This is a genomic window from Leptolyngbya sp. BC1307, from assembly GCF_002286735.1.
GTDB lineage: Bacteria > Cyanobacteriota > Cyanobacteriia > Phormidesmidales > Phormidesmidaceae > Phormidesmis.
The window spans coordinates 40970-66103 of sequence record NZ_NRTA01000017.1; the positions used below are offsets into that span (position 1 = coordinate 40970).

A 25134-nucleotide genomic window follows, 5' to 3' on the forward strand; every position below is an offset into this window, starting at 1 on the left:
TCTGAGGGCCATCATGAATCTGAACCAAGTCACGCTTCCTTCAACAGATATCAGGCGCTCTGTCGCTTTTTGCAGAGGCATGGGATTTAGGCTCATTGTCGAGTCTGAAGACTATGCCAGGTTTGAGTGTCCGGCGGGCGAATCGACTTTTTCAGTACACAAATTAGTCGATATCAAACCAGGCTCTGACACTATCATCTACTTTGAATCTGATGAGCTTGATCAGTTGTTTTTAGACCTGACTAATGAGGGATATGCCTTTGAGTATGCCCCTAGAGACGAGCCGTGGCTATGGAGAGAGACCAGGCTCAAAGATCCGGATGGCAATATGATTTGCCTATTTTGTGCGGGCGTTAATCGCAAGCATCCACCGTGGCGCGTGATTGATGCATGAACTCTCTAAGTGAGCTTTTCGATGGCGCTGCGCAAAAACTGTTTGACAAATTCATCGCGCCGGTTGAGCTGATACTGCTGCTCTACAACGGCCTGAATGCCGCGATCGCCCCAATCTTGATTAGCCTGAAAGTAAACCATAAAACTCTTGCCCGCAATCCGCGTTAGATAGGCCGCGCTCGCCCCCTGCACCAGCTTACTAGCGACTGCCGTAGCCAAATTCACCTGTAACCCCACCGCTAATAGCTTCATCGCCCCCTTGGCCAAACTCAGCGCCGCCATTGTTTTCGCCAGCGACACCGCCAGTGTCTTCGCCTCCTCAATGCTGACTTCTACCCCATAGACCCGGCCTAGCTCCACCACCATTTGCGCATTCACCGCAGCCGTCGCCAGCATATCTACCACCGGCAGCGGTGTGGCCGCCAACACGCCTGCCCCTATCCACTGATAGCGATCTACAATTTTTTCTGCCTGCTGCTGTCGTTGCACAGTGATTAGCGTGCGCGCATCTGCGCTCAGCCGCTGAGATTGCAACAGCAGATTGCTAGCAATCAGATCAGATCCTTCTTGCCGCAAAATAGTCAGCATGCGTTCGATCAGGTCGGCAATAGTCGGATCGGGCTGAACCATTGTGCCATCTGCTAGCTGAGCCGGAGACGGGCGGGCGGCGATCGCCACTACATCTTCAGCCGCCATCAGCCCCCGCGTGCGCTCACGCAGTCGCCCTAAAATCTGTTCTCTCTCTTCGGGTAAATAGCGATCGCTCTTATTGAAGACAAGCAGCGATCGCTTTCCCATACCCACTAGCATCGCCAGCGGCTCATACTCCACCCGATGCAGGTCGTTGTCAATCACAAACAACAGCAAATCCGCTGAGGTGGCTAGTGCTTTGGCCTGCTGCGCCCGCTCTTCACCAAATTCTCCTGCCTCTAACAATCCTGGCGTATCAGTAATGAGAATCTCCTGATCCCGGTTAGCGAGTCCGGGCACCCCTATCCGATAAGTCTGCGCTACCTGAGTCGTGCCTAGCGTCGCCGCTACGGGCGCAGCCATCTCACCGAGCAGGGCATTTACCAGCGCCGTCTTCCCTGCCGACCCCAGGCCAAACACCACTATCTGAAATGTCTGTTCTTCTAGCCGCTGCGCCAGTGCCTGAGACCGAGCCGCCAAAGCCTGCCGCGCAATCTCATCTTCGATTTGGCTAACCTGCTGCTGAGCCGCCTGCAAGCTCACCGCCGCCACTTTATCTGGCGTCTCCGGCAGGGTCACCACCCGCTTGCGCCGAGGCCGCAAAAACAGCCAGCCATAGTAAGCCAGCACGCCCAACGCACCCATCAAAGCCACTACCACCAGCAGCACCGTTAGCTGAGCCAGCAAAGGCGACACTGCTGCCACCGCGCTATATAGCTGACCTAGCGAACTGACCGCGATGAGCAGTGCGCCCAGGCTGATAAGAGTGGCGATCGCCACCAGCAATAGGTAGGGCCGACGCATAGGTAAAACCGAGGAACCAGTTGCCGACGCTCATCAGTGATGGCGAGCGGGTATGTCCGGCATTGTATCAGAGCTTTCTGTAATCAGCCTCAGGAAGACGACCCGCCTGCTTCGATCTGCCGGACTGCCGTCATCGCCGAATAGCTAACGCCTGCTGTGCCTTCTCCAGGATGGGTGCTGTCACCGACCAGCCACAGGTTGGTAATCGGTGTGCGGGTGGCAAAGCCAAACGGGCCAAAGGTAGGGACTCGCTGACCAATGCCGCCGACAATGCCGCGATCGCGCCCCGTAAACGTCTCAAAGCTCCTTGGTGTCGCCGCCTCCACATGCACCAAATGCTCGGGCCGCAGGTCAAAGTAGCCCTTCAGCCGGGAAATTGCCTCCTGAGTATAGCTCTCCTTCATTGCCCGATAGCCTGCTTCGTCACAGTCATACCACTGCTGCACTTCTGTAAAAGAAGAGGCGATGACGGTGGCTTTTCCGTCAGGTGCACGCCCATCGCCCGGACGACTCACCGAAACAAAGAGAGAATTGTTTTCAGCAATCGGGCCGTCATAGTCATAGAGAAACTGGAGATGGGGCGGGCAGTTTGCAGGCAGCGCAGCTTGTTCTACCCCTAAGTAAATCACGAACGCACCGGAAGAAGGAGAGAGATTTTCGACTCTGCGCTCGTAGCCTTTCATTCTGTTATCTTTAGCTAAACGCACCAGATTTTGAACAGTCACGTTGGCAACTACATGATCTGCGGGTTCCAGCCAGGTATCTCCTTTGGGGCTGGTCACTTTTACCTGGGTTGGCTTGCCCTGTTCTATTGCTATCGCTTCGGCGGTGTGGCGCATGTGGAGTTCGCCGCCGTTTTGCTTAAGGGAAGTGGTGAGGCGATCGCTCAAAACCTGCATACTCCCCTTCAGATGAGACAACCCGTGCGGTGCCTGCGATACGCCCAGCGCCGTAGCCGCATACAGCACCGCCGTCTTGTCGGCTGTTGTTTGCGAATACAGCTTGAGCTGCATGTCCAAAAACGTTCGTAGCCGCCGATTATCGTACAGGTCGTAGCCTCTTAAAATCTCTCCGACTGTCGAAAACGTAAACGGTACCGTCAGCAGCGTATCGGGCCTTACCGCCGTCCCGAGCTGCCAAATATCCCAGAGGCTGCGGGGGGGCAAGACCGGTTCGCGCTGCTGAAACCGCCAGCTATAGTCGAACAGCGCTTTCATGAACTGCCAAAAGGGAGCGCTTCCTGGGAACTGCCGCTCCCGCTCTTCCCGCCACTTTTGCGGATCGCGCCACACATTAATCGGCTCCTGCTCTCCCGGCAAAAATACCGCGCAGGCCGGGTCGCACTCACTCGCCGCAGGCAGATCAATCCCCAATTCTTCAAATATTTGAGCGTGAATACCGCCCGGCTCCAGCCCCGCCACTTGAGTAGCGCCCACGTCAAAGGTGAAGCCCCGTCGCTTAAAGGTAGAGGCGCAACCGCCCGGCACAATCGCCTGATCAAACACCTTTACCTGATAGCCTCGATGCGCCAGTAGCGCCGCCGCCGTCAGCCCGCCAATGCCTGCGCCAATCACTACTACTCTTTGCTGAGCTGAGCTGCTGCCCATAGACCTTTACATTTCTTAAAGCTTCTTTCAGTTTAGCGCTGTTATACCGCTGGCCACCTTGCCTACATCCGGCATGCAAAGGAATATAAAGGAATATATGTCTGCTCTGGCAACAATCTCCGTCATCAGATATACACTCTATTTTTGCTTCGCTTCGTAAGCTGTTAGTCGATAGTAAAATTGCGTGGAGCCCACTATGGCAGACCCTAATAACATTTCGCAGGACGCAAAGCAGCTCTCTGAAGACTTAGAGAGCAAAGACGAAAAGACCCAAAACAAAGCCAAGTCAGAAGTTGCTCATACAGATTTCGATAAAGAATATGATATCGCGCTAGAAAACGAGACCAACGCCGGTGGCAATCAGTCAAGCGACCCCAGTCCCGTCACCCGCAAATCTGAAGCTAGGGCTAGCGGCCAGTCTTCATCAACCGCTCAACAAGGTACCAAAAGCCCCGGCGATAGCGACCCTAATGACTATCGCGATATGGCTAAAGACGTGACTAAAAATGCAGAAGCCGCCGCAGAATCTTAGTCCTGCCAGGTCAGTCAATTTCTGCTCTAAAGAGACGATCTAAAAAGGGCTATACCTATTGAGTGGTATAGCCCTTTTTGCTATTTACTCTGGAGTGCTAGTACACTTACTCAGTCTCTGCCGCCAGATTAAACAAAAACGGCACACCGCCGCCAGAGCCGTCGCCTGTGACCAGCACCCGAGGCATCTGCGAGCCGCCTTCGCGCCACGCTTCAATCGCTTCCTTCTGCAAAACCAGAGTACCGCCCTGAGCTTTCAAGGTCTCGGCGATCAGTCTCTGCGCTTCAGCTCGGCCTTTGGCCCGGTTGATCTCAGCCTGCGCAGATTGCTCTGCTTCCTGGGCGACGTAAACCGCCCGCTGCGCTCGCTGCTCAGCGATTTGCTTTTCTTCAACCGCCTTGGAAAACTCGGGCGAAAAGGCCAAATCGACCACGCTGGTATCGAGTACGTCAATGCCGTACTTATCTAGCCTGAGCGCCAGGGCCTCGTCAAAGTCGGCCTTGAGCAATGTCCGCTGCGTAATCGCCTGCTCGACCGTTCGTCTGGCCGCTGCCACCTTAAAAGACTCCTGAGTCTGTGGCGCAATGATCTTAGAAACGATGTTCGAGAGCGACCCCTGCTTCCGGCGAATGTCTACAATTTTCTCGGGCACCAGGCGAAAGTTAATCGCAAACCGCGCCTTGAGATCCTGTAAATCTTTGGTCGAACTTTCTGCGGGCACCTCAAATTTTTGCACCGTAATGTCATATACGTCTACATACGAGACAAACGGTGGCTTCAGGTGAATGCCTTCTAGCAGTGCGCCATTTTGGGCTTTACCCAATACGCTCAAAACGCCCGCCTGACCGGGGTTGATAATCACAAAGCTGCTCGCCAGCACAATGGCCACAATCGTAGCGATAGTCGCAATCACCACCGGCTGAATATTTCCCTTGCTCACGCTCAATAGAAAAACTCCTTATCTTATATATAGATAAAACTGCAAGATGAATGGCGATCGCCTCAAACCCTGCCTGTACCCATACAGCCTAGCTCGCTACAGCCCTAAAAGCTCCCCATCGCCTGTAACCACTTCCCCAATGACGTAGGCTCCAATTCCTTCGCTGGCGAACTGCTCGCAAGCCGCATCTGCCTGCTCAGGCGGCACCATCACCACAAAGCCGATGCCCATATTAAAGGTATTAAACATATCGGCGCGGCTCACTTCCCCAGCGGCGCGAATCCAGTCAAATACGGGCAGTACAGGCCAGCTATCGGGTACGAGCTGAATAGATTGCCCCTTGCCCAGGCAGCGCGGCAAATTCTCCGGCAGACCGCCGCCCGTGATGTGGGCCATGCCGTGAATGGTGAGGTCAGTCTTCAGAGCCGCTAAAACGGGCTTTACATAGAGCTGCGTTGGCGTCAGCAGTACTTCGGCTAAAGACTGGCCTCCCAGCATACGAGGCTTTTCGTCCCAGCTATAGCCGGTGGGCCTGCCAGCTTCGCGGGCGTCTCTAGCGCCTTCGGCGACAATTTTGCGCACCAGGCTAAAGCCGTTGCTGTGAACGCCGCTGCTGGCGAGACCGATCAGGCGATCGCCCACCGCCACCTGCGACCCATCCAGCATCCGGTCTTTTTCGACAATGCCGACACAAAACCCCGCCAGGTCATACTCCCCTGGCGCATAAAACCCAGGCATCTCAGCAGTTTCACCGCCCAGCAGCGCGCAGCCCGAAGTCTGACAGCCGCTAGCTACGCCTGCCACCACCTGCGCCAACTGCTCAGGGGCCAGCTTTCCGGTCGCTAAATAATCCAGGAAGAAAAGCGGCTCTGCCCCCATTGTCAGCACATCGTTTACACACATCGCCACCAGGTCTATACCCACCGTATCGTGGCGATCCAGCGTGTGAGCCAGCTTCAGCTTCGTACCAACGCCATCAGTTCCCGATACCAGCACCGGCTGACGATAGCCACTCGGAAGTTCAAAGCAGCCGCCAAATCCGCCCAGCGCCCCCAGCACCTCTGGCCGACGTGTGCTGTCTACCATCGTTCGAATCTTATTTACAAACGCCCGACCCGCTTCAACATCTACCCCAGCCTGCCGGTAATCCATAGCTAATTCGATATTTCAATATTCAGTGTCTAATTCACTGTAACCTCAGCAGGAATTTAGAGAAATGAAAGTCCGTTTAGCCGCTCAATATAGTCATTTAATAGTCAGCTAATTGCATAGTCTCTAAAAAACTATGCCTATAGACGCATTAAAAATCAGCTCTGATTGATTAGTTATCTAGAACCCAAGCCTTGAAAAGCATAAGTATTACAGCAGGTTTACACAACGACAAATTGACCGGCAAATCCTTTACATTTCGTCATTTCAAGCTTTTTATGAAAGCGATATAAAGTTTCTCGCTAGGGATTGATCAGAAGATTTGCTGATCCTGGTTCAAATTCGTTCGTGTAGATTGGCGACTGTTCGCTTATTTGATTCGAGGTCAGAGCGCTGCTATGACACAATCGCTCAACAAACAAGACCTAACGCGAGTAGCTGCGGTCTGAGCGGTTGCGATGTAGCCCATTATGTTTGTGATTTCTAACGGTTCAACCAAACACCACGCCAGCAGTCTGGCAGCAGCCGTTCTGCTGTCTAGTCTCGGCGTCACCCTTGTGGGTGCTCGGCCTGTCAGTGCGTTGCCTATTGCTGACGAGGCTAATTTTAAGATTGCTGAGTCTGTTTCAGCCGGAACAGAGGCCAGTTTATCGACTGGCTCACCTGTAGAAACTAAGTTGGTAGAGGCAAACTCGGTAGAGCTATCCGATACCGTCGCTTCTAGCGCTATCTCTGCTAGTTCAGCCAGTAGCGGCTCACAGCCCAACGCCGAACTGGTGCCCGCTCTCAGCGGCGATATCCTGATTCATTCCCACGCTGTCGATGGTCGCCAGGCCGCCACTCTCTACATCAAAAATATTCCAGTACTTACGTTCATCGGTACTGAAGTTAACAGTCTTTCTAACGCTAGCGACGCGCTTTCCCTGGCCGCTAGTGATGCAACGATCTCCCTCCAGGCCAGCGTTTCTAGAGCCGGCGATATTCTCAATGCAGAGCAGGAGAATGATCCTGTGCTGAGAGCTACCCGTCTAGGCAGCAAAATTGGCTCTGCCGAGACTGATGCGACCGATATCTCAGTTCGCTGGAATTCAGAAAGCGAGGGCTATGTGGTCACCCTGGCGGGCACAGATCTGGTCGCTCTGGACGCTCGCACCCTTTTGCCTGACACTACTGACAACCCGGCAGAAGATGCGCTACAGGTGACCAATCGCCTGCGACGACTGCTAGGAAATGTGCAGCCGGTCTCTGAGATTGAGGGGCGACCTCAGCCTGAACTACCAGTACCAGCAGTTGAGACGGTAGCAATTGTCTCTAGCACCATTGGCGGCGCTTCCTGGTATGGCCCTGGCTTCAACGGCAGACGCAGCGCTAGCGGTGAAGTCTTTAACCAAAATGCGATGACAGCGGCTCACCGGACGCTGCCTTTTGGCACCCGGGTGCGCGTGACCAATCTCAGTAACAACCGTCAGGTTGTCGTCAGGATTAATGACCGTGGCCCTTATAGCGGCAGCCGGGTGATTGACCTTTCTGCTGGAGCCGCCGCTGAGATCGGGCTGATCAATGCGGGGGTAGGCACCGTTCAGCTAGATGTTTTAGGCAACTAATGTTGATGCTCTTCGCTTAGAAGCGCGATCGCAGCTCAGCAACCTCAAAGACATCTGGGGCATCTGGGGCATCTGGATTAAAAAGGGCTCTCTCCGAGGGCCTTTTTATTTTTTGCTCAGCTCGCGCTGGGTGCTCATTCCCGATCAGGCATGGACTGCGCTAGATTGATGTAGGCCAAATAAACACGGCATTTTTACTGAAAGCGTCTATGGGGAGAAGGCTGTGCGGCTGTTTAATACCGTCACTGGATTGCGTCACCACCTGGACCAGTGCGAACGGAGCGGTCGGCGATCGCTCCCTAAACCCGATTCAGGCGATCGCCCCCTATCCAATTTAGAACAGTTCACCATTGGTCTCGTGCCGACGATGGGCGCACTCCATGCCGGTCACCTCAGCTTGATCGACCAGGCCCGCCACGATAGTGACATGGTCGTCGTTAGCATTTTTGTCAATCCGCTTCAGTTTGGCCCTAACGAAGATTTTGAGCGCTATCCTCGACCGCAGCAAGCCGATCAGGAGCTGTGTCAGTCGGCTGGGGTAGATATTATCTTCATGCCTTCGCCGCTAGCACTCTATGGCACGCCTCAGCCCGACCTGACGACGGTGACCCAGGTGGTACCGCCCCAATTGATGACCGCTACGCTCTGCGGTCGCTCTCGTCCAGGCCACTTTCAGGGCGTTGCTACCGTGGTGACTAAGCTGCTGAATATCGTGCGACCGACCTATGCCTATTTCGGGCAAAAAGACGCTCAGCAGATCGCTATTCTCAAGCGGCTTTCGCAAGACCTGCATCTACCGGGTGAGATTGTGGTTTGCCCAACGGTACGCGAACCAGACGGGCTGGCAATCAGTTCACGCAACCGCTACCTATCAGAATCAGAGCGTCAGCAGGCAACAGCGCTCTATCACAGTTTACAAGCCGCCCAATTAGCCTTCAGGAGGGGGGAGCGATCAGCCCGCAGCCTGCTACAGACAGCAGGTGAGGTCATAGCGACTGTACCGGCTGTCACTTTAGACTACCTGGCGCTAGTCCAGCCTGATACACTGGAGCCTTTGCAAGCAATTGAGACTGTAGGAATGATGGCGATCGCGGCATACATAGGCACCCCAGGCACTGAAGGCAAGACCCGTTTAATTGACAATGTTGTGTTGCAACGCGCGCCCATCATTGCGATCGATGGTCCTGCTGGGGCGGGTAAATCCACAGTTGCCCGTCAGGTCGCTCACCGGCTGGGCCTGCTCTATCTCGACACAGGGGCGATGTACCGGGCGCTGACCTGGTTTGTCTTACAGCAAGATATCGACCCCGCAGACGAAACGGCGGTTGCTCAGCTACTGCCTACCTGTGAGATTCAGCTCATCGCTAACTTTAAAGACGATCAGCCTCAGCCGCCGCAAGTACAGGTAAATGGTCAAGAGGTGACGCAAGCGATTCGCAGCGCTACGGTCACCGCCCAAGTTTCGACGATTGCTGCCCAAGCTGCCGTCCGCGCCAAATTAGTCGATCAGCAGCAGCAATACGGCCTCCGTGGCGGCATCGTCGCCGATGGTCGTGACATTGGCACCGAAGTCTTTCCTCAAGCCGAACTCAAGATTTACCTGACCGCTTCAGTCGCTGAGCGTGCCCGTCGCCGCTATCGCGATTTGCAAGCTGCCGATCAGCCCCTACCCGATCTCGATCAGCTTGCCCAGTCGATTGCAGAGCGCGATCGCCAGGACAGCACCCGCACCGTCTCCCCGCTGCGAAAAGCCCCCGACGCAATCGAAATTGTCTCCGACCATCTAGACGCTGAACAGGTAATCGAGAAAATTTCTACCCTTTACCAACAGATTGCAGCCGAGTAAAACATCACATCTAGCTGCTCCCTTTCCCCCTTCTCCCCTCCCCGGCTTCCCCCTGGCATGGCTGATCCCTCTAACCCCGCGCATATCCAAGCGCAAAAAGCAGCTCAGCGGCGGGCGCTACTCAAAGCCCGGCAGGCCATGCCTCAGCGAATCTGGCAAGAGAAGTCGGCTAGCATTTGCCGACATCTGCAAGCTTGGCCAGTGTTTACGCGATCGCGTCTGACACTGGCCTACTGTAGCTTTCGAGGCGAACCCGACTTAGGCATATTGCTCAAGCAGCAGCGCGTTTGGGGACTGCCCCGCTGCGAAGATAAAGCGCTTCACTGGCATCGCTGGTTTCCGACCTGTCAGTGGCCGTTGCGCACTGGCACTTACGGCATTACTGAACCTGATCCTGCTTCGCCGCTAGTCGATCCCCACCGGGTCGATCTGATCTTGATCCCCTGTTTGGCCTGCGATGTGAACGGCTACCGACTGGGCTATGGCGGCGGCTTTTATGACCGGATGCTCAGCCACCCGACTTGGGCCAACAAAACCACCATTGGCATCGTCTTTGAATATGCCCGGTTGCCTCAGCTGCCGCGAGCCGACTGGGACATTCCGCTCAGCGGTATCTGCACAGAAAGCAGCCTGTTTCTTTCGCCTAGCTACAGAGACGCTAAACAGGCATAGCAACGCGGCTACTTTTTATCTGCGGGCAGTCTCTGCTGATTGCCATAGCTTAATGCCGCCTAGCAAACCCAAGACGTTAGAAACCACCTTCACATTTTCAGGTAAGGCAGTATCGATCTGCTTGACTTCACCGCCGCCCAAATAAAGCCGGTCGTAATTAAACGCATGAGAGAGAGAGGCGATCGCCTTCGTCAGTCTCTTGTTCCAAGTTGTGGTGCCGACCCTTTTTAGCGCCTCCCGACCGAGCTGCTCCTCGTAGGTCTCCCCTTTGCGAAAGCGATGGTGAGCAATTTCTAAATTGGGGACGAGCTGCCCTTCAGTAAAAAGAGCAGTGCCAAACCCGGTGCCCAGGGTGATGACCATCTCTACTCCCTGACCGGAAATCGCCCCTAGCCCTTGCATATCGGCATCGTTGGCGACTCGTACGGGTCTGCCAAGGCGATCGCTTAGCTGCTGAGCCAGATCGCAACCCTGCCAGAGCGGATGCAAATTGACCGCTGTAAACACGACCCCCTGCCGGACGACGCCCGGAAACCCGACCGAAACCCGATCATAGTCACTTTGCTGGCTGGCCAATTGCTCGATGATGGCAATTACAGCATCGGGGGTAGCGGGGTCAGGGGTTTTTTCGCGATCGCGCGTTCCCAGCGGATTGCCCTGCTCATCTAAAATCAAGACCTTAATCCCGCTCCCCCCAATATCGACTGCCAAAGTCTTCTTCACAGTTGCGGGCTGATCTTGCGCCAATTCAGCATCAGCGGGCTGAACGTCAGTAGGCTGCATATAAAAACACTCCTCGTCTGAATCTCTTTTGAATCTTTAAGAGGGCAGCGGACGCAAGCCCTCAAAGCGGTAAACTTCTTCGAGCACTTTCACCCAGCCCGCTGCCACCGACGCCAAAATCGCATTGCCTTTAGCCGCCGTCGATACCGTAGCATCTCCTACCACCCCGCTCCGACTCAGGTCAGCCATCGTCCAGGCGATCGGCAGTTGCCCTTCCAAACTCAGCAGGCTCCCAGCTGGTAGCTCATTGGGATACTCTCGCACAGCCTTAGCCATATCGACTTGATTGGGCAGAAGGGAAAGCATCACGCTGGTTTCCACATCGCCTGCATGAATGCCCTGATTGTATTCTGATGCGCCCACCAGTTCAGCCGCATTGTGCGGGGCTCCCCAGACGAATAGGGGAAATATCATCAGGTCACTGTGCTGCTGGCGTAAGTCACGAGCGACAATTTCTAAGACTTGGGGCTGGCCGCCGTGCCCGTTGACCAGGACTAGCTTACGGAAACCGGCTCTGTAAACACTGACAGCCATCTCCATGAGCACGGCTATCAGTGTTTGCGCCGTCAGCGTGATGGTGCCGGGAAACTGCCAGTGCTCATTGGACTTACCGTAGTAGAGGGGCGGTAAGGCATAGGCCGGTATGGCTGGGTCTAGCTGGTGCAGGGCTTGGCCGACGACTGCGGTGGCGATCGCCGCGTCCACCACCAAAGGCAGATGCGGCCCGTGCTGCTCCACCGCGCCAATCGGCTGAATAATTAGGGTATTGGCCTTGTCAGGCAGCGCCTCCACCTGAGTCCAGCTCAGGTAAGGAAAAAAGCGCTCTGCGGGAATATAGCCATGCATAAATTAAAAATATCCTGCTTCAAGCTGCGTAATCTTACAGATCAACAAGAAAGGGCCAGCAAATCGGAGCACTCTGTAAGAATAGGGTAGGGCAGTCAACGAGCTGGCCGCAGCCGAGCAGCGATGCCTAGAGACTCCCAGTATTATCGGGGTAGTGGGGTCGTATAAATTACCCGGGTTTTATTCAGGCTCCTGATAATTACCTATTTACGCGCCCAACTTTATTGATTACCTTGGGTAGGGCATCTTCTACTCTATAGAGCGTGTCTTCGACATTATTCCTAAATCTGAGTTTAATAGGCTGCGTTTTTAGCCTTACCCAATTATTTTCAAACCTCTCGTAATTTGCATCTTACGTTTCTTTCCTCTTCGCAGTCTCTGTTGTAAATGAAAAATACCGCCTGTGCTCTAAGCTTTCTAAAACATTGCTCCGTAGGCGCTACCGCCCTGATTTTTCCCGCCATTGTCACTGGTATGGGCGGGGTGGCCCAACCAGTCGCCGCCGCCGATTTTCGAGACAGTCCTAAAATGGTCTTAGATGAGGCATGGCAGCTGGTTTACCAGGAGTATGTCGATGCCAGCTTTAACCGGGTCGATTGGCTGGGCGTAAGAGAGGCGCTGCTAAGCGGCGAATATACCTCCAGGGATGCGGCCTACAGTGAGCTACGGCGGGTGCTGCGCCGATTAGAAGACCCCTACACGCGCTTTCTCAACCCCGATCAGTACGCGGCTTTGACTGAGCAAACCGCTGGCGAGGTCTCCGGGGTGGGTGTGCGACTAGAGCAAGCTGGCCAGAGTCTTAAAGTCGTAGGCGTTTTAGAGGGATCACCTGCTCAGCAAGCCGGCATTGAAGCGGGCGACATCATCTTAGTAATCGACGGGCGCTCCAGCCGAGAGCTGAGCATTGAAGAGGCTTCTCAGCTAATTAGAGGGGAGAGCGGCAGTCCGCTTTCAGTGACGCTGCGCCGGACAGACGGCAGTGAAGCGACGCTGGCATTAACGCGCGAGGTCGTCTCCGTTCCGACCGTTACTTTTGACTTGCAGCAGCAAGCCGGGATGAACGTGGGCTACATTCGCCTGGATGAGTTTAGCGCCCATGCTGCCGAGCAAATGCACACTGCGATCAGTACCCTGACTGAGCAGGGCGCAGAGGCTTTTGTGTTAGATTTGCGCGGAAATCCGGGCGGGCTTTTGAACGCCAGCATTGATATCAGCCGCATGTGGTTGCCTCGGGGCAGTATCGTCCGCACCGTGGACCGCGATGGCCACAGTGAGGAGATTATGGCCAACCGGACGGCCATTTCAGATCTGCCCCTGGCTGTGCTGGTAAACGGTCAGTCTGCTAGCTCTAGCGAAATTTTGACCGGTGCCCTGCGAGACAATGACCGCGCAGTGGTAGTCGGCGATCCGACCTTTGGCAAGGCGCTAGTGCAGCAGCTTCACGGTCTGTCTGATGGATCGGGGCTAGCGGTCACGGTGGCGCACTACTACACGCCCGATGGCACCGATATCAGTCGGCGCGGCATCACGCCAGATATCAGCGTCAGTCTGACTGAGCAGCAGCGCCAAGAGCTAGAGACGAATCCGGCCAGACGTGGCACCAGCGCTGACCCTCAGTTTGTCAGGGCCGTCACTGCCATTGAGCCGGAGGTGATTGCTCGTCGCCAGGGAGATTCTCCGATGCTAGCTTCTCCTGGTCTGACGCAACCGCTGCTACCTAGCCAGCTCGGTCGTGTAGAGCCCTAACGACCGCGTAAGCAGACTCGGCGTGGCTGGTTTGAACGCAGCACGTAGAGATTCTAGCGATCGCTACTAGATAACAAAGTGCCGGAGGCTATACAGAGCAAAGTGGCCAAAGCTACCCAAAGCTATATAGGCTGAGTGCTGTGCTGAGAGAAGACGTAAATTCTCTGAGTCTCTAACTGCCGGCAAATATCACCGGGCGTTAGCGGGTTTTCTCCGGTTGGCAACCAGGGGAAAATCTGCCGATCTAGCCGCACTTTGAGCTGAGTAAACGGATCGCCACCGGTTGAAATCAAAAATTCTAACTGGTCGATGTTCTTCCAGCTGATTAAGTCATCCAGTAGAGCAGCGATCGCCCGCACATACGGATGGCTTTCATCTTTGTACCAGTGGTCGTCAGCCACATCGGGTTGATCTAAACCCAGGTGAGCAATCAAAGGCATCTGGCCAAATACCGCCACCGCCACTGAGCGGGCCTCTTCTTGCAGCAGCAGGTTGTGCTGCTGGGCCAAAGCGCGCAGCTTTTCTAGCCTTTCGTAGCGGGCTGTGACCGGATCGTCGCCTGCCACCTCAGCGCTCCACTGAATCGCGACCGTCACCAGATAGGTCTGCAGCAGCAGATGACCCATTTTTTTGGCCTTGGTGGCCAGATAATTGGCGTTGTAAGAAGTGGCTTCAATTAGCAGCGGCACCCGGTCTACCATCTCTAGGCCATAGCCCTTGAGCCCAGCGATCTTGCGAGGGTTATTAGTAATCAGCCGAAACTGACCAACGCCCAAATCCATCAAAATCTGAGCGCCCATGCCATAGTTGCGCTGATCGACCGGCAGGCCGAGCCGCTCATTGGCCTCAACCGTATCGAGCCCCATATCTTGCAGAGAATAGGCTTTGAGCTTGTTGACCAGGCCAATGCCGCGCCCTTCCTGACGCAGATAGACCACCACCCCTCGACCGGCGTTTTCGATCATCTTCAGCGTGGCCTGAAGCTGCATCCGGCAGTCACAGCGCATCGATCCTAATGCGTCTCCGGTCAGACACTCGGAGTGCATCCGCACCATGATCGGATCGGCTTTAAATGTTGCCGGATCGCCTTTGACCAGGGCAACATGCTCAGAGCCATCGAGCTGGTTACGATAGGCATATACCTGAAAATCGCCAAACTTGGTCGGCATGGCGGCGATCGCCTCACGTGTGACAAACCGCTCGTGCCGCAGCCGGTAGCTGATGAGGTCGGCAATGCTGATTAGCTTCAGGCTGTGGCGCTTGGCGTAGTGCACCAGGTCTGGCAGCCGGGCCATAGAGCCATCGGGGTTCGAAATTTCGCAGATGACGCCTGCTGGATACAGCCCCGCTAGCCGGGCAAGATCAACGCCGGCTTCGGTATGTCCGGCCCGCTTGAGGACGCCACCCTCTTTGGCCCTCAGGGGAAAAATATGGCCCGGTCGGCGCAAGTCTTGGGGGACGGCTTTGCCATTGATGGCGACTTGAATGGTGCGCGCCCGGTCTTCTGCTGAAATGCCGGTCGTGACGCCCCAGGTGAGAGCTGCATCAATACTGACCGTAAAGGCCGTTTGCTCGTTTTCATCTTCAAACGGGCTGCTGATAACCATCAGCGGCAGATCGAGCTGATCGAGGCGATCGCCAGTCATCGCCAGACAGATCAGCCCTCGCGCTTCTACCGCCATAAAATTAATCAGATCTGGGGTGGCAAACTGCGCCGCGCAGATGACATCGCCTTCGTTTTCGCGATTCTCATCATCGACGACGACAATCGCTCGGCCCGCTGCCAGCTCTGCCAGGGCCGCTTCAATAGAGTCAAATTCAAAATCTAGCGGTGGTTTGCCAGGGGTAACCTCACCAGCGGGGGCTCCATCGGCACTGTCTTCAGGGGAACTTAAGTCGCGAGAGGGGGTGAGATCACGAGCATCGAAAGCGGCGTCAACCACAGGTATTCCTTACACAAGCGAAGAGTATCTATACCTCTCGATTGTATCGGCCTGGGTCGAAATCGCTAACCCATAAAGCTTCGGCGACCTGTGAATGGGTGGGCTATTCGCAGGTTGCTTGCCTGCTCGCTTGCCTGCCTGCTATTCTTTGCCCGGCGTACCCGCTAGGGACGGAGTCCAAATCACCTGCTTTTGATTGGGATAGGCCAGACCGCTCTGCTCTTGCATAATTCGCGCTGCCTGAGCCGGATCAAAATTGCGGTCAAACTGCGATCGCAGCTCAGCGTTCTTCTTCTCAGCGCCCTGTACCGACTCTTGCAAGGTGTTCAGTTGCTGCTGCTGAGACTGATAGTAAGGCACTAGCTTGGCAATCGTGGTCGTCGCTACAATCGCTAGCAGTAGGTTAACCGTTAGCTTCACCGATGACTCAAAGGCAATGGCCCGACGCGCCCCGACATGGAGCGTTCGCTTCGGTTGGTAAGGGCTCTGAACGGGCGATGTCGATGGGGTCGCAGGGGGGGCCGGGTGCTTAGCAGCATTCATAGATGAAAATCACCAAAATAGCGAGCTGATCGTAATTAGCGACAGGGCAAACGGCATCCGGGGAATTACGGCTTACCTGATACTCGCATACATTATGGATGTATTTCTGAAACTTGCAAGTTCTTCAGGCTCCTTATTAGTTTTGCTCATGACTAGCTCGCGAAGGGAGCTCTATAGCCGCCATAGGGCTTACGCTTCAGTTCGGGCCATGAAGCTAGCGGGTTGGGCAAGACGGAGCAGGCAAGACGGAGCAGGCAAGACGGTCGGTCGAGGCGATAGCAAAGCTTCCGATATGAAATAAAACTCCCGATAGACAAACCAGCCATGGTCTTCCGTCGGGAGTTCTCTTTAAAATCCGGTAGGTCTAGTCCGAGCAGATCAAGTTCGGCCTTTAAATTCAGAAAACCCGGGCAATCAGGAGCGGTCAGTGCCTCTCGATTCGCCTTGAAGTCTGAATCAACTCTACTTGTACAGTTCAGTGGCTAGGCGCAGGGCCAAAAACCCAGGAACTAAGGCAAAGGCGAGCGCCATGAAGATTTGAGTATCTGATAAAGCCATTGTGATTACTGTCCTTTCTAAAGTATGTAATACAGGTAAATTGTTTCCTAAAGTGACCACTGTGTTAGCAGTTTAGTTACTAACCGTTACACATCTTCACCTACATGAACATCTGCGTCTCTCTCTGCGGCGCGGCGCAGAGACGACATTGCCTGACATCTGCCGTTGTGTAGACAAACAGCTACAGCTTCGTCCCTAAGCTTCGTCCCTAATCTATCAGCGAGCTATATCGGGCCTATCTCCTGCATCCCAACCGGTTAGGCAATAAATAGCGTTGCTATGCTCAGACTGTGTCGTCTGATGGAGAGCCCTTTTGCCTGTTCGAGGCTAATTTAATTGTTTATGAGCGGCCATTTCGTCAGCTTCTATTTTATAGCAACCATATTTTATAAGCACCCGTTTACAATAAGCCAGACATCATAGAAAGTATGCAAAGCACCTCTCCATCCCCATCCGACCCCTCTAACAGCGGTCGATCAAGGCCCTACAGTGGTCGCCTGGCAGACGTTTACGCCGCAGCTCAAACGGGTGACGGGGGGCTTACCCATGAGCAGAGTTCTTCTCGGCCTAGTCTGGATCGCAAGCTAATCCGGGTCTATCGGGATGTCTTAAAGATGGGGGCGCTAGTCGAAAATTCTTGTTTGCTAGCCCGAGAGGCGCTGTGCGATCGCGATCTAGAAGCCGCTAGAAAAATTCCCATTCAAGACAAGCAGATTGACCAGCTCTATCGTCAGATCGAAGTTGACTGTACCCATCTGCTAAATTTAGAAGCGCCGGTCACCCAAGATCTGCGTCTGGTGAGCGCTTTTACACAAATAGTGCGCGATCTAGAGCGCATCGGTGACTATGCCAAAAGCATCGGCAAGACCTCAATCAAGCTGTTTCCCTATCCGGTCTATGAGGGGATGAAAGAGGTTGAGACGATGCTAGATCGCTGTCGGTCGATGGTGGCGCTGTGCCTGCGATCGCTCGCCGAGCTTGACCCCGAGGCTGGCCGCAGCATTAAACGCAAAGATGACGTGGTCGATGACGATTACGAAAGGCTGTACAACCAGCTAGTCAGCTCGCCTTGTGTCAGCGGTTCGGTAGAGCCGATTGTGCTGATGGTGCTCGTTATCCGTTCTCTAGAGCGGATTGCTGACCACGCTACGAATGTGGGCAAACGAGTGACTTATGTGATTACGGGTGAGCGTTTTTAGCGGGCATCGTTGTAGCCCTGGGTTTAACTGCAAAAATCTGCCGTAAATAGGTAGAATCAGAAGTAACTTGAAGGAAAACATTTGACAGTCCTCTACCGATGCGGAAACATAAGAGGGTTGTGAGATTAGAAAACATGAAAGCTGGCAATATCTTTAAGATGTGAACGCGGCTAATTTCTGACACCGCTTATGAACGCTTTGGAAAGTCATTTTCAGGTGCATTTAGCCCAACCGCCCGTGAGCTAGCATCCGCCCTGATATCGCTTGCCCTGATATCTTTTGATTTAGTGCATCAAAGCGTAAAGGCCTCTGACCTCACTGCTTAAAAAACGCCGCATACCATCTGATTTTATCGTTCGCTCAAAACTAGACAGTTGCCAATCAGCTGCCAATTACGCTGTGATCCGAAGCTGCTAGCGGCTATATGTCATCACGCTGGCAGTGGCTGCGTAAGATAAGTAGAGGCAAGCGCTGCAGCTTCTGATAGTGCGAGTCAAAACTGCCTGCTTGAGATGTGTCTGTGCCTATTCGATGCAGATTTTCACTTCATCTTAAGCCCCTTTCTTCGAAATTTAAGGATTCAATTCAAGGATTCATCGCTACATGGAATTTTCGATCGCGTCACTGTTAGCCAATTTTTCAGACGACAAGTTGGTGACTGTCAAGACTCTGGAAAAAAAGCTGAACTGTACAGCTGAGCCCTGTGCCCAAGATTTGCAGATCGCCCTAGATGCGCTGGAGCGCATTGATATTTTGCAAAAGTCTCGTGGTAAATACCGCCGGGTTCAAGAAGAAGATGTGATCGAAGGCAAGCTGCGCTGCTCTAGTAAGGGCTTTTGCTTTGCCATTCAAGACGAAGAAGGGGCCGATGATATCTACGTGCGAGAGAGCCAGCTAAATACGGCCTGGAATGGCGATCGCGTGCTGGTCAAAGTCACCAAAGACGGCAGCCGTCGCCGTAGCCCCGAAGGCGAAGTCAAGCTGATTTTGGAGCGGGCCAACGCTTCGGTGCTCTCTAAAGTCAAAGCGGGCGAAGCCGACCAGTTCAAAGCGGTCCCTCTAGATGATCGGCTGCTGTTTGATGTGGATATCACTGAGAGCGAAGCCGACTTAGCCGATGCGATTAACCATTTGATCCATGTTGAAATCACCCGCTATCCGCTCGCCCAAAATCCGCCTCAAGGCCGGGTAGCTCGCATCTTGGGCAGCGACGCTGAAGACGCCGCCGATATTGACATTGTCTATTGCAAGCACGATCTGCCGCGCAACTTTTCAGAAGAGGTGTTTATCGCCGCACGGGGCCTGCCCAACCGCGTCCGCAAAAGTGACAGCAAAGGCCGACTCGATCTGCGCAGCCAAACTATCATCACCATTGATGGCTCTGATGCCAAAGTCATTGACGACGCCCTCAGTCTAGAAATTACCGACGCTGGCTACCGCCGTCTGTCTGTGCATATTGCCGATGTCTCTTTTTACGTGCAGCCCAATCAGCCGATTGATCGCGAAGCCAGACGACGGGGCACGGCGGTTTATCTGGGTGATGATGTCGTCTCTATGCTGCCGCCGCCTTTGCCCAATGCCCTTTGCGCTCTAGTTCCTGGCAAAGATCGGCTCGCTGTTTCGGTATTGGTCACGTTTGATGACGACGGCGAGGTGCTTGAATACGAAATTCAGCCCAGCGTCATTCAAGTTGATCATCAGCTCGACTACGAGCAGGTGCAGTCGATCTTGGGGCGCGAAGACGATGAAGCCCTAGCAGAGAGGGAACCGACTTCAGAAGATATAGAGCCCTTTGAGTCAGCCTATGATCTGATCGACAGCCTGTTTCAGCTCTCACAAGAAGTCCAGCAGCGACGCCACGAGCGCGGGTCTTTTGAGCTGAACTTACCTGAGCACGTTTTTCCGCCTGAGGCAGAAGAGCTAGCTGAGTACCTTTCTCCCAAGTTTCAGTACGACGATGAGGGAGCACTCGGGGCCATGGTGGTCTCATCGCAGCTACCCGCCCGGATTATTGTCACTGAGTTTATGCTGCTGGCCAATCATCTGGTGGCTAAGCATATCCAGGCGCTGGGCATTCCGGGGCTGTACCGCATTCACCGGACCCCTGACCCGGCTGATGTGCAGGAGCTGATGAAGCTGGCCAACAATATGGATCTCAATCTGCAGCTAGAAAACGAAGACGAGGTGCATTCCCGCGACTATCGTAACTTTACTGAGCAGTTTGCCGCTTCCAAAGCTGAAAAGGTGCTGACCTACCTGTTGCTCGCGACCTTTAAGCCAGCTGTCTACAGCGCGCAGCCGGGGCCTCATTTTGGGCTGGCGATCGCCGATGCCTACACCCATTTTGCCTCGCCAGTACGCCGCTACCCCGATTTGCTGGTACACCGGCTGTTACATGCAGTGTTTGAGCATGGGCGCGATCGCCGCTCTTCCCGGTCGAAAGATCAGGTCAATCTGCGCCACAGCTCTTGCCACGGCAACATCAACTGGAGCGTACTGCCGCCGGCCGTGCAGCAAGAAATGGAAGAGCAACTGTCGCGCGTGCCGATCAAAATGACGGAGCGAGAGCGGTTAGCGCAAGATGCCGAGTCCGATCTAGAAGGGCTGAAAAAAGCGGCCTTTATGCAGGCGCACACGGGCGAGGTATTTCACGGGCTGATTACGGGTGTGCAGTCCTATGGGTTCTTTGTAGAGCTAGAGGAACTGCTGGTAGAGGGCTTAGTGCATGTCAGCTCGCTAAAAGATGACTGGTATGAATATCGCTCGCGGCAGCAGAAGCTAGTTGGCCGTAAAAACCGGCAGCAGTATCGGCTGGGCGATCGCGTCGAAGTGCAGGTCAAGAGCGTTGACTACTACCGGCAGCAGATTGACCTGGTAGCCGTCGGTGGCGGCAGCGAAGCCACCGATGACGACGATGATGACAATGGCAACGAGGACTTTAGCCAAGAAGAAGAGTAAGCCCAGCCTCGCCGTACTCAATCCGCTATCAATTGCCACCTATCTATCAGCAGGACTAACGCCAAAAGTGACCGTGGACAACGCTGCTGAGTCAGTAAACGCTAATCTCACGCTGCCTACGCCTCAACGACCGATGATTTTGGGGGTGAGCGGCGCTTCAGGGATGATCTATGCGGTGCGATCGCTCAAGCATTTGCTGAGCGCGGGCTATACCGTTGATCTAGTCGCCTCCCGGGCCTCTCATCAGGTCTGGCTAAAAGAAGACGGCGTGCAGATGCCGACTAACCCCGAGCAGCAAGCAGACTTCTGGCGAGAGCAGGCGGGCGTCCAGTCTGCCGGTAAGCTGCGCTGTCACGCCTGGGGCAATGTGGGGGCTAGCATTGCCAGTGGTTCATTTAGAGCGTTGGGTATGGTGATTATGCCTTGCAGTATGAGTACGGTCGGTAAGCTGGCAGCAGGGTTGAGTTCAGACTTGCTAGAGCGCGCTGCCGATGTGCAGATCAAAGAGGGGCGATCGCTGGTCGTCGTGCCGAGAGAGACACCACTAAGTCTGATTCATCTGCGCAACCTCACCACTCTGGCTGAAGCAGGGGCGCGGATCGTGCCCGCCATTCCGGCCTGGTACCACCGCCCGCAGTCAGTTGAAGACCTGGTTGACTTTGTTGTGGCTAGAGCGCTGGATCAGCTTGCGATAGACTGTGTACCATTACGACGTTGGGAAGGCAAATAAAAAGGCCCCCTGGAGGTACTCAACCATGCCCCGACTGATTGTTCTGCTGCTGATCCTGGCTGCGCTGATAGTGCTAGCCGTACAAAACCTGTCTCCTGCCGTCGCACTGGTCATTTTGAGCGGCAAGACCATCGAAATTCCCTTTGGCCTGCTGTTGCTCGGGGCCGTCTGTCTCGGTGCTTTGGTGACACTGCTGATCTACGCGCTAGTTGGCCTGCAACGACCGCCCGAAAGCAAGTACCGCCCGATGGGCAGACGAGTGCCCTACCCAGAGAGCCCTGGCAGCACGACTCTGCCTAACGCTAGCCCGTCTAGCTCATCGACTGGCTCCCAGGCAGATCCTAACTACAGTCGTTCTTCGGCCTTTGTCAGCGAACCTGCGCCTGCTCAAACGGTCAGCTCGCCTCAAGACTCACCGCCCCGTACCGCTCACAAGCCATTTGTCACCCCGCCACCCAGCCGAGAAACGCCCCCCTCGGTAAAAAAAAAGAGTGATGACGACCCGACCCCTCGCAGTCGCCGCACTGACGATGACTGGGGCGATCGCCGCACCCCGGAGCAGCGCAACAGCTGGGACGCTGAGGACGAAGACCCCTCGCTCCGTGGCTCCGCTGCAGCTGGCCAAATCCCCTCTCCTAAGCGGGGCCTATTTGATTTCATTCGGCCCGGAAGCACTCGTGAAAGCCCCGACCGTCTAGCTGACGATATTGCGTCCGGATGGGAGTCATCTGCCGATCAAGCTAGCGGCTATGCGGAAGATGATCGCTACCGTCGTCCGAGCTATCAAGGCGACGGCGATGAGCTTGACCAGGGCTGGGAAAGCTTCGACAGCTATGACAATCCGCCGCCGCCCAGCGCACCCGGCTACACCCGCAGGGTCTATGCCGATGGCCTCTATGGGGCTGACAGTGACGATATCGCTGACGACTATGCGGATCTCGACCGAGATGGCGTTGACCAAATGGGGCCTGACGGCGTGTATGAAGCTGACTACCGGGTGATTGCCCCACCGACCCGACCGCTAGACGACGATGAGGAGCCGTATTCCTCGTCTTAAGCGTTGCTAGATCAGTAACCAGTTAACGCTTGAGCTGATTGATCGCTATCCTGTTATCTGTGCGCCTATATCTGCAACATGACTTCGCTGGCTAGCCCTATCCATCAACGCTATACCGCTGGTAGCTGTACGCTTGATGTCACGCTGCAGCTCTCGGCGCTGTCGCAATGGCAGCCGCAGCCGGTCGCTCACCAGCTACAGTTTCAGCTATGGCTACGACCTGCCGATAGCGACGAAACTGCTGCGACTTTGGTGACCGAAGGCGATCGCCAAACCCTCCAATCAGTCACCCACTACATTCAGCAGCAAACCCGCGCGACCCTGGCCTTAGCCAGCCTTAATACGGGGACTGCTCGCTCCGTGCCGCCGCTGCCCCCCGGCTGTAAGATAGCGTCCCCCCTCAGCTATCTACAGCTTTGTGACCTGACAACTGTCCTTAACCAGTGCGAACAGGCCGTCCGTCCGCTGCCTGTGTCTCTCAGTCTGGCTTTAGCGAGCGAACCCTCCAGTAGCGCTACTGAGGGCAGCCCCGAGCGCCGTAGCAGAGACAGCGGCAATCTAATTTCGTTAGCAGCCGTCCGTCGTCGCCCTAAGCTATGGGCCAGTTCTGCTGCTGCCGCCGTATTTGCTATTGGCCTGACGACGACGCTGTGGCCAGTTGTTAATCGAGACGCAACTACCTCCGCGCCAGAAGTCGCCTCAGAATCAGACTATTCTGCCGCTGCCCCTCGCCCAGATCAATCCCCATCCAATCAATCTCCAGAAGCGTCCGCGCCTAGAGACCTGGAGGCACCTGATGCGAGCGCCGTGCCAGAGGGTAGTAATACGTTACCTGCTTTGCCTGGCCGTTCTGCTGGCCGCTCTGAGAGCCCACCGGCGGGTAGCCGTGCCCCTGCCGACAGTCGTCCAAAACAGCCACCTGGCCCGATGCCCAATCAGCCCGCTCAATCGGCAGGTGCTGAATCGAATGAGTCCCTCGCCTCAGCACCTGCCAATGTCAGCGAAGATGCACCCGCAGCAGCCCGTCAAGCCGAGCCGATAGCACCCTCTGCGGCCAGCTCTGCAGCCAGTGCCGATACCGCTGAGGAATTCTCTGTCGCTGATGCTCCCACACCAGTCTCTCCAGCCGCTACCGATGAAGCGGATACTATTGCGCAGATACAAGCCTATTTTGCAGCCCGCTGGCAACCCGATCAGTCGGCCAGTCAAGCACCGCTAGCCTATCAGATGCGGCTATCTGGATCGGGTGAGGTCGTGACCTTTGCAGCGCTTAGCGAAGCAGCCCAAGCCTATCGCGATCGCTTGCTCCCCCCCGATGGCCAACCCCTCACGTTTTCAATGAGCCCTGATGACTCAACCACTAACGGCCACAGCACTGCTCAATCTGCCGGGATGACCCTGCGCATAGTGCTCACAGCCAGCGGACAGGTGCGAATTTCCAAATTTTAGCGATCGCTTGTCGCCTATGGCTTCTGGGCACGCTTAGCCTGCCGTCGGCGCTTTTGAACGGCGGCTACGGCTTTTTCTACAGGAAAGCCGACCACTGGAATAACCTGATGCTGGCGATCGCGCTCTAGCTGCCGCAGTTCGGTGTAGTCCACATGGTGAATGCAGTTCACCGGGCAGGTATCAATCGCCTCCTGCACTAGGTCTTCTGAATCGCCGTCCTGGCAGATCACCCGCGCCCGGCCATAGTCAGGCTCAATATAAAACGTACGGCGTGCCACATGAGCGCAGTGGGTACAGCCAATGCAGGTCAGCTCGTCAACATACACCCCCGTTTGGCGAAAGCGTCCGCCTAGCTCTGGTTCCAACCCAGTGCGCGATTGCGCATCTCTGAGCGATCCACCCAGCTCTGGCTCTAGCCCAGTGCGGCGGTCTGGACTGGCGGCTGACGTTGAGTACTCAGCCTCTGCTTTCAGGGCGTTGTCCGGCGTCAGTGCGTCTCGGTTTTCGGCCATGTTAATACCTGATTACGTCTGTGCTACGTGGGGACTATGTGGGGACTATGTGGAGATCAGCTCTTTGGGGCGGCAGCTAATAAAAAACCTCGGCCCATAGGTAGCCGAGGTTTTTTGATCAGTAAATTCTGGGCTATTACCCCGACTTACGCACCCCAGCGCTGCAGCACCAAGCGAATAGAACCATCTTTATTGTCTACCTGCTCAGCTACCTGAAAGCCCTGGCTAGCAGACTCGTTTAAAACCGTATGGTAAGCGTAGCGCTGCGTCACCTGATTTAGAAAGCCATCTACCGAAAGCGGCTGCTTCCAATACTGCAGATCGGCCACTAGCTCGTAGTCACCGCTTTCAGCGCTGCGCTTAAACCCTAAGTCATAGCCGTTGTCCTGCTCAATGACTAGCTCCGCGGTTTCGGTCTTTCCCTGATAGCCTCGAACTGGCCGAGGGCCAGTCTGCCAGCGTACGCCTGCATCGCTCAGCGCCTGCTGCAAAGAGGTGAGATTACGGAGCTTAGTCTTTATCTGGCTAAAGTGAGACATTTTCAAAACCGGGCTACTAGATGAGCACAAAAAG

The 25134-nt window shown here is 55.0% G+C and carries 22 protein-coding genes; 11 read left to right on the plus strand and 11 right to left on the minus strand.

Annotation, left to right across the window (positions count from 1 at the left end; translation table 11 throughout):
* The first annotated feature begins 13 nt into the window (after window positions 1–13).
* Window positions 14–394: a VOC family protein gene (locus CKL79_RS11510; protein WP_121969727.1), complete on the plus strand. Its 381-nt coding sequence runs from the start codon at window positions 14–16 to the stop codon at window positions 392–394.
* 5 nt (window positions 395–399) lie between these two features.
* Here CKL79_RS11510 and CKL79_RS11515 read toward each other — a convergent pair whose 3' ends face one another.
* Both CKL79_RS11515 and crtD read right to left on the minus strand, forming a co-directional pair.
* Complete coding sequence (locus CKL79_RS11515) at window positions 400–1887, minus strand: GTP-binding protein (protein WP_121969728.1); 1488 nt, start codon at window positions 1885–1887, stop codon at window positions 400–402.
* 89 nt (window positions 1888–1976) lie between these two features.
* Window positions 1977–3494 (minus strand): C-3',4' desaturase CrtD, encoded by a 1518-nt coding sequence (gene crtD, locus CKL79_RS11520; protein ID WP_121969729.1) that lies wholly within the window; start codon window positions 3492–3494, stop codon window positions 1977–1979.
* A gap of 196 nt (window positions 3495–3690) precedes the next feature.
* Between crtD and CKL79_RS11525 the strand changes: the two genes are divergently transcribed.
* Window positions 3691–4026, plus strand: coding sequence for a hypothetical protein (locus CKL79_RS11525; RefSeq protein WP_121969730.1), 336 nt, complete (start codon window positions 3691–3693; stop codon window positions 4024–4026).
* Window positions 4027–4132: 106 nt separating this feature from the next.
* Here the strand turns inward: CKL79_RS11525 and CKL79_RS11530 are convergent, their stop codons facing one another.
* On the minus strand, window positions 4133–4972 hold the full coding sequence (locus CKL79_RS11530) for a prohibitin family protein (protein ID WP_121969731.1): 840 nt from the start codon (window positions 4970–4972) through the stop codon (window positions 4133–4135).
* A 90-nt stretch (window positions 4973–5062) separates the two neighbouring features.
* Window positions 5063–6118 (minus strand): phosphoribosylformylglycinamidine cyclo-ligase, encoded by a 1056-nt coding sequence (purM, locus tag CKL79_RS11535; protein WP_121969732.1) that lies wholly within the window; start codon window positions 6116–6118, stop codon window positions 5063–5065.
* Between the two features lie 467 nt (window positions 6119–6585).
* Between purM and CKL79_RS11540 the strand changes: the two genes are divergently transcribed.
* The 3 genes from CKL79_RS11540 (at window position 6586) to CKL79_RS11550 (ending at window position 10237) form a co-directional block, all read left to right on the plus strand.
* Window positions 6586–7719 carry a septal ring lytic transglycosylase RlpA family protein gene (locus CKL79_RS11540; protein ID WP_121969733.1) on the plus strand — a complete coding sequence of 378 codons (1134 nt, stop codon included), beginning with the start codon at window positions 6586–6588 and terminating at the stop codon, window positions 7717–7719.
* Window positions 7720–7942: 223 nt separating this feature from the next.
* Complete coding sequence (locus CKL79_RS11545; protein ID WP_121969734.1) at window positions 7943–9565, plus strand: bifunctional pantoate--beta-alanine ligase/(d)CMP kinase; 1623 nt, start codon at window positions 7943–7945, stop codon at window positions 9563–9565.
* 57 nt (window positions 9566–9622) lie between these two features.
* Window positions 9623–10237, plus strand: a complete 615-nt coding sequence (locus CKL79_RS11550) for a 5-formyltetrahydrofolate cyclo-ligase (RefSeq protein ID WP_121969735.1) — start codon at window positions 9623–9625, stop codon at window positions 10235–10237.
* Window positions 10238–10252: 15 nt separating this feature from the next.
* Here CKL79_RS11550 and CKL79_RS11555 read toward each other — a convergent pair whose 3' ends face one another.
* Both CKL79_RS11555 and CKL79_RS11560 read right to left on the minus strand, forming a co-directional pair.
* Window positions 10253–11020, minus strand: coding sequence for an ROK family protein (locus CKL79_RS11555; RefSeq protein WP_121969736.1), 768 nt, complete (start codon window positions 11018–11020; stop codon window positions 10253–10255).
* Window positions 11021–11056: 36 nt separating this feature from the next.
* On the minus strand, window positions 11057–11866 hold the full coding sequence (locus tag CKL79_RS11560) for a creatininase family protein (protein WP_121969737.1): 810 nt from the start codon (window positions 11864–11866) through the stop codon (window positions 11057–11059).
* 387 nt (window positions 11867–12253) lie between these two features.
* On the opposite strand from CKL79_RS11560, the gene CKL79_RS11565 reads away from it, so the two are divergent.
* Entirely contained in the window at window positions 12254–13612 is a 1359-nt protein-coding gene (locus tag CKL79_RS11565) for a S41 family peptidase (protein WP_121969738.1), read from the plus strand.
* Window positions 13613–13734: 122 nt separating this feature from the next.
* Here CKL79_RS11565 and ribBA read toward each other — a convergent pair whose 3' ends face one another.
* The 3 genes from ribBA to psaM form a co-directional block, all read right to left on the minus strand.
* Window positions 13735–15555: a bifunctional 3,4-dihydroxy-2-butanone-4-phosphate synthase/GTP cyclohydrolase II gene (gene ribBA / locus CKL79_RS11570; protein ID WP_121969739.1), complete on the minus strand. Its 1821-nt coding sequence runs from the start codon at window positions 15553–15555 to the stop codon at window positions 13735–13737.
* 141 nt (window positions 15556–15696) lie between these two features.
* Complete coding sequence (locus CKL79_RS11575) at window positions 15697–16098, minus strand: hypothetical protein (RefSeq protein ID WP_121969740.1); 402 nt, start codon at window positions 16096–16098, stop codon at window positions 15697–15699.
* Window positions 16099–16560: 462 nt separating this feature from the next.
* Window positions 16561–16656: a photosystem I reaction center subunit XII gene (gene psaM / locus CKL79_RS11580; RefSeq protein ID WP_121969741.1), complete on the minus strand. Its 96-nt coding sequence runs from the start codon at window positions 16654–16656 to the stop codon at window positions 16561–16563.
* Between the two features lie 428 nt (window positions 16657–17084).
* Between psaM and phoU the strand changes: the two genes are divergently transcribed.
* The 5 genes from phoU to CKL79_RS11605 all read left to right on the plus strand — a co-directional run bounded on the left by phoU (window position 17085) and on the right by CKL79_RS11605 (window position 24049).
* Entirely contained in the window at window positions 17085–17855 is a 771-nt protein-coding gene (phoU, locus tag CKL79_RS11585) for a phosphate signaling complex protein PhoU (RefSeq protein WP_121969742.1), read from the plus strand.
* A gap of 603 nt (window positions 17856–18458) precedes the next feature.
* Window positions 18459–20813 (plus strand): ribonuclease R family protein, encoded by a 2355-nt coding sequence (locus CKL79_RS11590; RefSeq protein WP_121969743.1) that lies wholly within the window; start codon window positions 18459–18461, stop codon window positions 20811–20813.
* A gap of 133 nt (window positions 20814–20946) precedes the next feature.
* Complete coding sequence (locus CKL79_RS11595; protein ID WP_121969767.1) at window positions 20947–21543, plus strand: flavin prenyltransferase UbiX; 597 nt, start codon at window positions 20947–20949, stop codon at window positions 21541–21543.
* Between the two features lie 25 nt (window positions 21544–21568).
* Entirely contained in the window at window positions 21569–22600 is a 1032-nt protein-coding gene (locus CKL79_RS11600) for a hypothetical protein (protein ID WP_121969744.1), read from the plus strand.
* Window positions 22601–22678: 78 nt separating this feature from the next.
* Window positions 22679–24049: a hypothetical protein gene (locus CKL79_RS11605; protein WP_121969745.1), complete on the plus strand. Its 1371-nt coding sequence runs from the start codon at window positions 22679–22681 to the stop codon at window positions 24047–24049.
* Between the two features lie 14 nt (window positions 24050–24063).
* Here CKL79_RS11605 and CKL79_RS11610 read toward each other — a convergent pair whose 3' ends face one another.
* On the minus strand, window positions 24064–24561 hold the full coding sequence (locus CKL79_RS11610; protein ID WP_121969746.1) for a ferredoxin: 498 nt from the start codon (window positions 24559–24561) through the stop codon (window positions 24064–24066).
* A 146-nt stretch (window positions 24562–24707) separates the two neighbouring features.
* Window positions 24708–25100 (minus strand): DUF1257 domain-containing protein, encoded by a 393-nt coding sequence (locus CKL79_RS11615; RefSeq protein WP_121969747.1) that lies wholly within the window; start codon window positions 25098–25100, stop codon window positions 24708–24710.
* Window positions 25101–25134: the final 34 nt, after the last annotated feature.